Source organism: uncultured Polaribacter sp., from assembly GCF_947500975.1.
In the GTDB taxonomy this organism is placed as follows: domain Bacteria; phylum Bacteroidota; class Bacteroidia; order Flavobacteriales; family Flavobacteriaceae; genus Polaribacter.
Genome location: NZ_CANMUE010000002.1, coordinates 87710 through 100266 on the forward strand (window position 1 = coordinate 87710; position 12557 = coordinate 100266).

A 12557-nucleotide genomic window follows, 5' to 3' on the forward strand; every position below is an offset into this window, starting at 1 on the left:
AAGTTATTTTTCTTTTTTAAATGAAGATTCTCGTACTAAGAGTTCGGCCTTTAAAATAATCTTATTTAAAGATTGAGAAAAATTATTTTTATCAGCATAATTTAAAAAAGCTTCAGCAGCAATTCTACCTATATTATATGCATGCTGATTTACACTTGTTATAGTAGGTGTTACCATAGAAGTAAAAGGTTCATTACCAAAACCAACCAAAGCAATTTCGTTTGGTATGGCTATGTTTTGCTCATTTAAAATTTGTAGAGCGCCTAAAGCAGCATAATCTCCAGCTACATAAACAGCATCAGGCCTATTTTTTAAAGCTAGTAATTGCAGCATTTTTTTTCTTCCATCTTCAATAGTCAAATTACTTTCTATAATAAGTTCTTCGTCTAACGAAAGATTATGTTTTTTAATAGCATCTACATAACCTTTAATTCTATTGTTGTAAATTCTTGTACGTTTAAAACCACCAATATGAGCAATTCTTTTACAGCCTTGATCTACTAAGTGATTTACAATAAGATGACTACTATTATAATCATCAATACCTATATAATCTACATTTAAATCATTTTCTCCACGATCAAAAGTAATTAGTGGTATTCCTGCAGATTTTATTTTTTCAAAATATTCCAAATCAACAGTTTCATTTGCCATAGAAGCTATAATTCCATCAACTTGAGTATATAATAAGGTATCAATATTTTTACATTCTTTTTCATAAGATTCGTTAGATTGAGTTATAATAACATTATAACCTTTTTCATTTAAAACTTCTTCTATATTGTGAATTGCTGATGAAAAAAAATTGCTATTTGTTTTGGGTACAATAACACCAACCAACTTACTTTTACCACTTCTAAGCGCACTTGCTAGGTGATTTGGTTGATAATTTAAGTTTTCTGCTACTTGTTTTACAGCTTTTTTAGTCTTATCACTAATTCTAGAATCATTATGTAAGGCTTTTGAAACGGCTGCTGCAGAAATATTTAACACGTTTGCAATATCTTTTATGGTAGTTTTCTTTTTATTTGTCAAATTTTTATATATTTGCTTAAACGTTTAAACAAATATACAGTTTAATCATTAAAGTCAAAACAAATAAGCTTATTATACGTTTTGATTTTTATTTTAACAACTGCTTAAACGTTTAACCAAATTCAATTTTAATAAAAGATATAATAAATTATGGGTAAAGTAGTAACATTTGGAGAAATCATGTTAAGATTAGCTCCACAAGGATTTTTAAGGTTTTCACAAGCAAATAACTTTGATGCTGTTTATGGAGGAGGAGAATCTAACGTAGCGGTTTCATTAGCAAATTATGGGGTTGATGTAGATTTTGTAACACGTTTACCTAAAAATGATATCGGTGCTTGTGCAATGATGGAGATGCGTAAAAGAGGTGTTGGTGTTGATAAAATTGTTTACGGAGGAGATCGTTTAGGTATTTATTTTTTAGAAACTGGTGCTGTATCAAGAGGAAGTAAAGTAGTTTATGATAGAGCTCATTCTGCTATTGCTGAAATAGAATCTGGTATGATTGATTGGGATTCAGTTTTTGAAGGATGTGAGTGGTTTCATTGGACAGGTATTATCCCTGCTATTTCACAAGGAGCAGCAGATGTAACTTTAGAAGCTTTAAAAGCAGCAAGTGCTAAAGGAATAACTATTTCTACAGATTTAAATTATAGAGCTAAGCTTTGGAAATTTTGTGATGATGCGCATAGAGAAAAAATTATGACAGAATTAACTTCTTATTGTGATATTGTTTTAGGTAATGAAGAAGATGCAGAAATGCATTTTGGAATTAAGCCAGAAGGAATTTCTGTGCAAACAGAGGGGCATAATGTAAAAGCAGAAGCATTTTTATCAGTTTGTGAGCAAATGATGGTAAAGTTTCCAAGAGCTAAAAAGGTAATAACTACTTTAAGAGGTTCTATATCAGCTTCTCATAACACTTGGGCGGGAGTTTTATATGATGGTAAAACATTATATCAAACACGTCAATATCAAATTACTGATATTGTAGATAGAGTTGGTGGTGGAGATTCATTTATGGGAGGTTTAATTTACGGATTATTAAAATACCCAGAAGATGATCAAAATGCATTAGACTTTGCAGTTGCTGCATCTTGTTTAAAACATACTATAAAAGGTGATGCCAACTTAGTAACAGTTTCTGAAGTAGAAAAGTTAATGGGAGGTGATGCTTCAGGTAGAGTTGCACGTTAAAAAAATAATATAATTATTTGAATTTAATTGAGTTTTCAATTAACTAATTGAAAACTCAATTTTTAAATTAAAAATATAATATGGCACAATTTTCAAGATTAGAAGTTGCACAAGTAATGAAAGATACAGGTATGGTACCTTTATTTTTTCATAGTGATATAGAAGTTAGTAAAAAAGTATTAAAAGCATGTTATGATGGTGGAGCTCGTTTAATGGAGTTTACCGCAAGAGGAGATTTCGCACATGAAGTTTTTGGTGAATTAACTAAATATGCAGTTAAAGAATTACCAGGTATGGTAATGGGTGTTGGCTCTGTAACTGATGGTGCTGCAGCATCTTTATATATGGCTTTAGGAGCAAACTTTATTGTAACTCCTGTTTTAAGAGAAGATATTGCAATTGCATGTAATCGTAAAAAAGTTTTATGGTCTCCTGGTTGTGGAACATTAACAGAAATTGCAAGAGCTGAAGAATTAGGATGCGAAATAGTAAAGTTATTTCCTGGTGATATTTATGGACCTCAATTTGTTAAAGGAATAAAAGGCCCTCAACCTTGGACTAGTATTATGCCAACTGGTGGAGTTTCTCCAACTAAAGAAAATTTAGAAGGTTGGTTTAATGCAGGTGTAACTTGTGTAGGAATGGGATCTAAATTAATGGCTAAAAACTCTGATGGAAGTTTTAATTATGCTAAGATTTCTGAACTTACAAAAGGAGCTATAGAAATCATTAAAGATTTAAGAAAAAAATAGTTTTATAGAAAGTGATTAGTTTGTAAAACAGTAAAACTCGAAGTTGAAAGACTTCGAGTTTTTTACTTTTATAATCATTTTAAATATGTGTTTTTATTATTTTTAAATGTTATAACCACCTGTAATTGAGTGTTTTCTGATTTAAAACACTTTAAGTATAAGTAATTCAACTATGAAAAATAGTATTTCGTCTATATAAAAGTTGTTTTTATCATCGAAAAAAAAAAAAAAAAAAATATAAATTAATTTTGTACATGCGTATTTAGTGTACAATGTTTAAAAGAAAATTAAAAATCTTATTAATTGAAGACGATAGAATAGAAGTTCTTAAGTTAAAGAGAGCTATTTCTGGAGGTTTCGATGATTACCAAATAACCTTGGCAGATAACGGAGATGATGCTTTAAATAAACTTGAAACTTTTCTTCCAGACATTATTCTTTTAGATTTGAATATGCCAGATACAAATGGTATTGAATTTCTTACAATTTTAAAAGAAAACGAAGATTTAAAGCATATTCCTGCAATTGTATTAACTACTTCTGATAACAAAAATGACATTTTTGAATGTTATAAATTAGGGATTTCTGGTTACCTTTTAAAACCATTAAGATTTGAAGAATACGAAAAAAAGATTCATATTTTAATGAACTATTTAAGAATGAATGAATCTTTTCCTTCTTAAGAAGTACTCTTTTTAGATCTATTTTTAAAAAAAATAAAACTTTTAACTTAGATGTATAATCATTTGATCTGTATTTTACACTTAAGTCATTTGTAGTTATTGTTTTAGTGATTTTTATGCGTTTTTAATATTAAAAAAAAAACAATGAAGGGAATTGTTTTTACAGAATTTTTAGATTTAGTTGAAACCAAATTTGGTTTCGAAATGGTTGATAAAATAATAATGCAATCTAAGTTAGAATCTAATGGAGTTTATACCTCAATAGGTACTTATAAGTTTTCTGAAATGTTACATTTACTTCAAAATTTAAATAAGAATACAGGTATTTCAATTGATAATTTATTAGAAGTTTATGCAGAACATTTTTTTGAAGTAATTAAAGTAAGTTACCCAGGCCTTTTATCAACCTATAATGACCCAATAGAGATGTTAGCATCAATTGAAAATCATATTCATGTAGAAGTAAGAAAAATATATCCAGACGCAGAATTGCCTGTTTTTATTGTAGAAAGCAAAACAGAAACATCGTTAATAATGCTTTATAAATCTAATAGAGCCATGCATCATTTTGGCTTAGGGTTAATGAATAAAACGTTTGAATATTTTAATGCTAAAGCAACAATTGTTTTAGAAAAGATTAAAAAAGATGGTACTGAAGTAAGGTTTGTAATTAATAAAAATTAGTGAGTCAAGAAAAAATTGACATATTACTTAGGGCTGTTGAGCGTCAAAAAGGTGCTAGAAAAGCAGCTGAAAAAATTCTAGAAGAAAAATCTTTAGAACTCTATAATATTTCTAAAGAATTAAAAAGAGCAAACGATCAATTAGAAAATCTTCTAAGTGAAAAAACAATACAGCTAAAAGGAATTTTTCAAAATATAAATGATGCATATATTGTTATTGATATTAATGGCAACGTACTTAAAATTAATGATAATGCTATAGGTTTATTTGGTTATCAAAATATTAAAAATTTAAATGCTACTAATTTAATTTATCAAGAAGATTTAACTTATGCAAGGCAATCATTTAGAGAATTATTAAATAAAGGTAGTTTTTCTAATTTCAGCTCAAGAATTGTAACAAAAACAAACCAAATAAAATGGGTGCAGATAAATGCGAGTGTTGTTTATGATGAAAATAATAAAGCAATTGCAGTTCAGGGAATTATAAGGGATGTAACTGTACAAAGAGAAAAAAGATTAATCATTGATATGACCATTGATATTGTAAAATCTATTCTTGGAAAAGAAGATATTTATGAAATTGCTTGGGAAATCACCAATAGTATTGTTAATTATTTAGCAACTAATGATTGTGTAATCTATTTGGTAGATTACGAGACTAATACTTTAGAGCAAATTGCAGCTTATAAAAACAAAGCAAGTTCTGATAAAAAAATAATAAATAAAATTAGAATTCCAATAGGAGAAGGAATTGTAGGTTATGTAGCACAAACTGGTAAGTCTGAAATTATAAAAAACACTTCAAAAGATAAAAGATACATAATTGATGATGATATTAGATTATCTGAAATTACAGTACCAATTATTAGTGAAGGCAAAGTAATAGCAGTAATAGATTCTGAACATAAAGAGAAAAATTACTTCACTAAAGAGCAAAAAGTAACTATTGAAAATATGGCAAATTTAGTAGCTATTCAATTAAAAAGTGCAATTAATATTAGAGAAAGAAATAGAGTGGAAATTAAAAATACGGAACTGCTTAAAAAACTAGAAAAAAGTAATGAAGAATTAAAAGAATATGCACATATAGTTTCTCATGATTTAAAATCGCCATTAAGAAGTTTAGCTGCATTAACTTATTGGATTAAAACCGATAATTTAGAGAAGTTTGATCAAGCAAGTCTTCAAAATTTTGAAGACATAGATATAACTCTTAAAACAATGGATAATTTAATTTCTGATGTTTTAAAATATTCTAGATTAGATACAATTGGAAATGAAAATCAAGAAATTGATTTTAATGTTTTAATCAAAGACTTGATTCATGTTTTATATATTCCTAAAAATATTTCAATTAATATTTTAAATAAATTACCAACTTTTTATGGTGATAAAACAAAGTTTCAGCAGTTATTTCAAAATTTAATTAGTAACGCTATAAAATTTAATAATAAAGAAAAGGGAATTATAAATATTGATGTTGAAGATCATAAAACTTTTTACAAGTTTTCTGTAAAAGATAATGGTATAGGTATTCAGAAAAAGCATTTTAATAAGATTTTTAAAATATTTCAGTCATTAAAAAAATCAAAAAAATCATCTGGAATTGGATTATCTATCGTAAAAAAAATTGTTGATATTTATAAAGGAGAAGTTTGGTTAGAGTCTGAAATAAATAAAGAAACCACTTTTTATTTTACTATAAAAAAATAAAAATGGAACAACCTAATTTATCATATATAAAAAAAATATCTAAAGGAGAAATTGAATTTGAACAAACTTTATTAGAAATTATAAATGAAGAATTATCGGGAGAAATAGATAATTATTATAAGTTTTTACAAGAAAATAATTTTGAAAAAGCAAAATTCTATATACACAGAATTAAGCACAAAATGAGTATATTAGGTTTAGAAAAAAGCTATGAGATAACAAATGTTTTTGAAAAAAGCATAAAAAAAGGCGATTTTAAAAACAAAGAATATTTTGAAAGTATATTACCAATTATGCTAAAGTTTTTACAAAAGTTATAAATTAATAATATGAAAGGTATAATAGTAGACGACGAATTATCGGCAAGATTGATTTTAAAACAAGTTGCTATAAATGTGCCAAATTTAGATATTGTAGCAGATTTTGAAAATGCATTGCAAGCCTTAAAATATCTTAATAAAAATGTAGTTGATGTGATTTTTTTAGATATTCATATGCCAGATTTTACAGGTTTCGATTTTATTGAAAGTTTAAAGAATCCACCAAAAGTAGTTTTAACAACATCTGATAGAAATTTTGCACTTGAAGCTTTTGAATATAAAATTGTAGTTGATTATTTATTGAAACCTATAGAGTTAAATCGATTTGAAAAAGCTATAGAAAAGGTAAAAACAATTAATTTAGTAGAAGATGTAACACGGACAAAAATAAAAAACGAACCTAAGGTTAAAGCCAATGAAACTGATGATACATTATATGTAAATATTGATAGAAGGTTGGTGAAAATTGATTTATCTAGTATTTGTGTTATAGAAGCAAAAGGAGATTATATTAAGATAATTACAGAGAATAAAAATTATATTGTACATAGTTCTTTAAAAAAGATTGAAGAGAAACTGCCTCATGAAATGTTTTTAAAAGTACATAGGTCTTATGTTATAAATATTAAAAAAATTATTGACATTGAAGATAATAGTGTTCTTATCAACAAAGATGTAATTCCGGTAAGTAGGGTTAATAGAAATGAGTTAAAAAGAAGATTAAATCTTTTATAACCATTTAGCAGTACTTATATACTAATTATCTTAACAAAGTATTTCTCTTGTCGATTTAGAAATTCTAAAAACCTTATTTTACTTAAATTTGTGGTATCAAAACAAGTTTTTTTAATACTCAAATAATCATCAAAAAATATAAGTTTTAAAAAAAGCTATTGGGCTTCTAATTTAAAATTTTAATAAATATATATCTTAAATAGTTCCTCATAAAGTAATTTCTATTTTTTTAAACTCAAGATAATATCTTGAGTTTTTTTATTTAACATTCATTTTTTGATAAATAAATATAATTTCAAGAATCATTTTTAATATTCATTACTCTCTTCGGAATTAGTTTTTACTTAAATAACTACTGTTTAACTATAAAATATAAGAATAAGTTTATAGACGAATGACATTGGTCAAAAGTAATAAGGCAATTATCTAATTTTTATATTAAAACACTTTAAATGAAGATAAATTAGTAATCAATTAATTATAATGATTATGATAAATATCTTTAACAGTTCAATTAGTTTTAATGTAGAGCAAGGTTTAATTTTTGTATTTGTAGCTTTTTTAGTTGCAATGATAATTTCATATTTATCGCATCCTATTGTAATAAAAGTTTCTAATTTAAAAGGTTTGCTGCCACAAATAAATAATAGAAGTATTCATGTTAATAAAACACCAAGTTTAGGAGGAATAGGGATTTTTTTAGCTTTAAACTTAACGATAACATTTTTAGGAAACTATTTAGGTAATTATAAATTATTAATTTTTTTAGGTTCTTTAACTATAATGTTTTTTGTAGGTTTGGTAGATGATTTAATTACTATTAGCGCTAAAAGTAAGATTGTTTTTCAAGTAATAGCTGCATCATATTTTATATTAATTACAAATGTTAAAATAGAGGGCTTACAAGGTTTATTTGGTATTTATGAATTTCCTTATTTTATTTCTGTAATTGTAACAATTATATTTTTTGTTGTTCTAATCAATGCATATAATTTAATAGACGGAGTTGATGGTTTAGCAGGCTGTTTTGCAATTGTTATTTCATTGTTTTTTGGTAGTCTTTTTTACCTTACACGAAATTATTTTATGTTTGTTTTAAGTGTAATATTAATAGGAGCTATTATTCCTTTTCTTATTTATAATTTCTCAAAGAAAAATAAAATATTTATGGGAGATACAGGATCAATGACAATAGGTTTTGTTCTAGCATATCAGGCAATTAATTTTATTTCTACTGATATATCTGAAATAACGATGTTTGCTAATTCAAAATCTTTAATTTGTTTTTTAGCCCTTTTTAGTTTTCCTTTAATAGATACAATGCGTATATTTTATATTAGATTAAAAGCTGGTGTAAGTCCTTTTAAAGCAGATAAAAATCATTTACATCATGTTTTATTAAGTAAGGGATTTAAGCATGCCGAAATTTCATTAATAGTTTGTGCTTATACAATTCTAATGGTTCTTAGTACTTTTGTTTTTAAAGAATTAGCAATTATTAAGCAAGTAGTTATACTTGGGATAATTTGGCTTTTAACAGTAACAGTAATTGATAATTTAAAACTCGATGTATTATTCAAAAATTTAAAATCTAAATCAAAAGTAATTGATTTACCAGATACTGCTAATAATAAAAAAGATACAATTTTTAATCTTAACGAATTAGTTTCTTAATTTATATTTAATAATATAACTCTTAAATAGAAAGAAACCTTTTTTAATTTACTAATTCGTCTTTTATTCTAAAACAGTTTTCAGTTCCTAAAAATTTTGGATCTCCAAATTCTTCAGACCAAAAACCTTCCAAAATATCTTTAGTTAAGCATTTATATACAACAACACCTTTATAGGTTGTGTTTTCATCTCCTTGATAAGTAAAATTAATGACTAAAATATTATTTTTAAAAAAACCAACTCCAAATTGTGGTTGACTTTTGTTTATTATCCACTTAGCAAATATTCTTTGATCTTTATTTAAAGAGAATTCTAATTCACCTTTATAGGTGTTGACATCATTGTTTTGATTACTCCCAATTATTGAGAATTTTCCTACTAAATCTTCAATTTTCATTAAATATATTAATATGCTTTGTATTTACTAACTAAAGAATTTATAAAAAAAGTGTTTAAATATTAAAGAGATTTAGCATTAAAAGTGTCTCCCTGACTAAAATCACCAGTCTCAAAACCTTTTGTAAACCATCGCATTCTTTGAGCAGAAGTTCCATGTGTAAAAGAGTCAGGTACAACTCTACCCGTAGACTTTTTTTGTAAACGATCATCACCAATTGCGTTTGCTGCATTTAATGCTTCTTGTAAATCCCCTTTTTCCATGATCTTAGTCATTTTTTGAGAATGATGAGCCCAAACACCAGCATAAAAATCTGCTTGTAATTCTAACATCACTGAATATCTATTATATTCGGTTTTACTTACTTGCCTTCGTAAACGATTTAATTTATCGGTGGTACCCATTAACTTTTGAATATGATGACCTACTTCATGAGCAATTACATAAGCTTGAGCAAAATCTCCAGGAGCATTTAGCCTGGTTTCCATTTCTTTAAAAAAACTTAAATCGATATATAAAGTTTGATCTCCAGGACAATAAAAAGGACCTGTAGCACTAGATGCAGAACCACAAGCAGAAGTAACTGAATTTGTAAAAAGCACCAATTTTGGTTCTTTATATCCTTTTAAAAGTTGATTCCAAATATCTTCTGTGTTAGCTAAAATTGTTGAGCTAAACTCTGCCAATTCATTTTCTTCGGCAGTTCCTTTATAAGTAGATGAATTTGTAATTTGATTTGATGAACCTCCAGTTAATAATTGAAGAGGATTATTACCAGTAAAATACATTACTCCTAAAACAATAGCAACAATTATCAATCCTTTTTTGGTTGTAATCACTTTTAAAAGTAAAGGAATTAATAGTTTGCCTAAACTACTTCCGCCAATACCAGTAAAGTTTCTACCAGAACTAGCACCTCTTCTATCATCAACATTAGAACTTTTACGCCTACCTTGCCATTTCATTTACTTAGATTTTTTGTTAGTTTTTAAAAGTACTACTAATTTAACAATTTTAAAAAAATGATAAACTAAAAATTAATACCAACGTTTTTTATTCTTTTTAGAAGCTTCAGATTTTCTTCCTTTTTTGTGTTTGCTAATGGTGTTTGGCTGAATTTTTACTTTTTTTGGTTGTGTTAAAGGATAAGGATGATCTGTAATTACTTTAATGGTAGTTTCTAAAATTTCTTCAATTTTAAATAGATACACATCTTCATCTGGACTACAAAAAGAAAAGGCAATTCCGGATTTACCAGCTCTACCAGTTCTACCAATTCTATGAATGTAAGTTTCTGGTACGTTTGGTATATCAAAATTAATAATTGCATCTACATTGCTAATATCAATTCCTCGAGCAGCAACATCCGTTGCAATTAAAATGCTGTCTTTTTTGCTTTTAAAGTTATGTATGGCTTTATTTCTAATAATTTGAGTTTTATCACCATGAATACTAAATACATTGTAATTATTTTTGATAAGTGTTTGTTCTAATTTATCTACACCAAATTTTGTGCGTCTAAAAATTAGAATTCTACCATTAATGGTGTTGCGTAATAAATGCAAACATAAATCGGTCTTATTCTTTTTTGGGAGTTTATAAACTAATTGTCCAATATTTTTAGCAGTAGTTTCTTCAGGGTTTATTTCAATTTTTACAGGATTTTTTAATGTAGATTTTGCTAATGCAACTATTTTATCAGGCATGGTTGCAGAAAAAAGTAAGGTCTGTTTTTTAGCAGGACATAATTTTTCTATTTTCTTAACATCGTTTATAAAACCCATGTCTAGCATTAAATCTGCTTCATCTAAAACAAATATTTGTAAAAAACTAAGATCAACAAAACCTTGTATTTCTAAGTCAATTAACCTTCCAGGTGTTGCTACTAAAATATCAATTCCTTTTTTTAAAATCTCTTTTTGAGGTTCTAAAGAAACACCACCAAAAACAGCAGTAGTTTCTAAATCTGTATACTTTGTAAAGCTTTTAAAGTTTTCTTCAATCTGAATTGCCAATTCGCGAGTTGGAGTAATTACTAAAGCTTTAATTTTTTTACTTTTCTTCTCGGAACCTTCCTTATCCAGCAAAAGTTGGGTAATTGGCAATGCAAATGCAGCTGTTTTTCCAGTACCAGTTTGTGCAGCAACAATAACATTTTTATTTTCTAAAATAACAGGAATCGCTTTCTCTTGTACTAAAGTTGGTGTGTGAAATCGTTCTTCTTTTACTGCTTTTAAAATTGATTTATCTAATGGTAATTCTGAAAACTGCATTATTGTTTTTTTTTGCAAAGATAGTTTAAAAGTGATGAAGCTGATTGTGTTTTCATTTGCATAAAAAAAATCTCAAGTTTACACTTGAGATTTTAAAAATTTTATAAGAAAGGAGGTCAATTTACATTGCTCCCCATTCTTTTAATGAAGCCTTGTTCATTTTAATATAACCAGCATTTTTTGCTTTTTCAGCAAGCATTAAAGAAGTTTTTGCCGCTGCAATTGCGCTTTTTTTATTTCCTGTTTTTGCATGAATTAAAGCCTGTTTACGATACATCCAAAATTTAGGATCTTTACTCGTCATTTCTATCGCTTTATCAACCCAAATTTTTGCATCACTCATATTTTTATTAGTATCTAAATTATAAGAAGCAGCAGCGTAATAATCACTTGCTGAAGGTCCATTCATAATTTGCGTAATTTGTTTAGTAACCATTGCGTCAGTTGGTGTTTCAAACTGTAAACCAACATATGTTTTCTCCCACATAATACCTATAACTGCAGAATTGTTTGTTAAATCATCAAAAGTAATTGTAAACGTTTCAATATCAATAGGTATTTCTAAAGGTGTAACTTTTACTTTAGCTGCAACTTTAGATTCGTCCCAATTTTTTGGAGTTCCCCCATTTGTAGCATCAGTATATAAAATTATATCCCAAGTTTTTTCTCCAGGAATTGTATATAGGGCATAGGTTCCTTTTTTCATTTTTTTTCCGTCAATTGTAAAATCAGTAGAAAATGCAAGCTTTGTGTTTGCATTTGCACCAGTTCTCCAAACTTTCCCAAAATCTACTAATCCACCAAATATTTTTCTTCCTTTCATACTTGGTCTAGAATATTCTAAAGTAACGTCTGTTAAACCTACTTTTTGTTCTGTTTTTTGAAACGGACTTGGTGCTGGGGTTTTTATTTGAGCGTTTACAGAAAATGTAAAAGCAGCTACAAATAATGATAATATAGTTTTTTTCATGATTATTTAATTTTAATTAGTTATCTCAAAATTACGATTTCAAAAAACGAGAAATGTTAACAAAATCTTAAAATAAGGGATTGTATCTTTGTATTTTATTTGTCATTTGAATTAAAATGAAA

13 protein-coding genes are annotated in these 12557 nt (G+C 26.9%); 8 read left to right on the top strand and 5 right to left on the bottom strand.

Features of this window, described 5'->3' with window-relative positions:
- Positions 1-3 precede the first annotated feature (3 nt).
- Positions 4-1035 carry a LacI family DNA-binding transcriptional regulator gene (locus Q0733_RS02375; RefSeq protein WP_298778502.1) on the bottom strand — a complete coding sequence of 344 codons (1032 nt, stop codon included), beginning with the start codon at positions 1033-1035 and terminating at the stop codon, positions 4-6.
- Positions 1036-1185: 150 nt separating this feature from the next.
- Here Q0733_RS02375 and Q0733_RS02380 point away from each other — a divergent pair, with 150 nt between their 5' ends.
- The 8 genes from Q0733_RS02380 to Q0733_RS02415 all read left to right on the top strand — a co-directional run bounded on the left by Q0733_RS02380 (position 1186) and on the right by Q0733_RS02415 (position 8795).
- A complete protein-coding gene (locus tag Q0733_RS02380; protein ID WP_298778503.1) occupies positions 1186-2232 on the top strand; it encodes a sugar kinase in 1047 nt (348 codons plus the stop codon).
- An 80-nt stretch (positions 2233-2312) separates the two neighbouring features.
- Positions 2313-2984: a bifunctional 4-hydroxy-2-oxoglutarate aldolase/2-dehydro-3-deoxy-phosphogluconate aldolase gene (locus Q0733_RS02385; RefSeq protein WP_298778507.1), complete on the top strand. Its 672-nt coding sequence runs from the start codon at positions 2313-2315 to the stop codon at positions 2982-2984.
- Between the two features lie 272 nt (positions 2985-3256).
- Positions 3257-3667 carry a response regulator gene (locus Q0733_RS02390; RefSeq protein ID WP_298778509.1) on the top strand — a complete coding sequence of 137 codons (411 nt, stop codon included), beginning with the start codon at positions 3257-3259 and terminating at the stop codon, positions 3665-3667.
- Positions 3668-3811: 144 nt separating this feature from the next.
- On the top strand, positions 3812-4351 hold the full coding sequence (locus Q0733_RS02395) for a heme NO-binding domain-containing protein (protein ID WP_298778511.1): 540 nt from the start codon (positions 3812-3814) through the stop codon (positions 4349-4351).
- Entirely contained in the window at positions 4351-6066 is a 1716-nt protein-coding gene (locus Q0733_RS02400) for an ATP-binding protein (RefSeq protein WP_298778514.1), read from the top strand. Before Q0733_RS02395 ends, Q0733_RS02400 begins: the two co-directional genes overlap by 1 nt.
- 2 nt (positions 6067-6068) lie before the next feature.
- Positions 6069-6386, top strand: coding sequence for an Hpt domain-containing protein (locus Q0733_RS02405; RefSeq protein ID WP_298778516.1), 318 nt, complete (start codon positions 6069-6071; stop codon positions 6384-6386).
- Between the two features lie 9 nt (positions 6387-6395).
- Positions 6396-7121 (top strand): LytTR family DNA-binding domain-containing protein, encoded by a 726-nt coding sequence (locus tag Q0733_RS02410; RefSeq protein WP_298778519.1) that lies wholly within the window; start codon positions 6396-6398, stop codon positions 7119-7121.
- A 489-nt stretch (positions 7122-7610) separates the two neighbouring features.
- Positions 7611-8795 (top strand): glycosyltransferase family 4 protein, encoded by a 1185-nt coding sequence (locus Q0733_RS02415; RefSeq protein ID WP_298778522.1) that lies wholly within the window; start codon positions 7611-7613, stop codon positions 8793-8795.
- 43 nt (positions 8796-8838) lie between these two features.
- Here Q0733_RS02415 and Q0733_RS02420 read toward each other — a convergent pair whose 3' ends face one another.
- From Q0733_RS02420 to Q0733_RS02435, 4 genes are all read right to left on the bottom strand, one after another.
- The gene (locus Q0733_RS02420) at positions 8839-9192 is read right to left on the bottom strand and encodes a hypothetical protein (RefSeq protein WP_298778524.1); all 354 of its coding nucleotides are present in this window, start codon (positions 9190-9192) and stop codon (positions 8839-8841) included.
- A gap of 62 nt (positions 9193-9254) precedes the next feature.
- Complete coding sequence (locus tag Q0733_RS02425) at positions 9255-10157, bottom strand: neutral zinc metallopeptidase (RefSeq protein ID WP_298778526.1); 903 nt, start codon at positions 10155-10157, stop codon at positions 9255-9257.
- A 72-nt stretch (positions 10158-10229) separates the two neighbouring features.
- Positions 10230-11465, bottom strand: a complete 1236-nt coding sequence (locus tag Q0733_RS02430) for a DEAD/DEAH box helicase (protein WP_298778528.1) — start codon at positions 11463-11465, stop codon at positions 10230-10232.
- A 121-nt stretch (positions 11466-11586) separates the two neighbouring features.
- On the bottom strand, positions 11587-12435 hold the full coding sequence (locus tag Q0733_RS02435) for a DUF2911 domain-containing protein (protein ID WP_298778530.1): 849 nt from the start codon (positions 12433-12435) through the stop codon (positions 11587-11589).
- Positions 12436-12557: the final 122 nt, after the last annotated feature.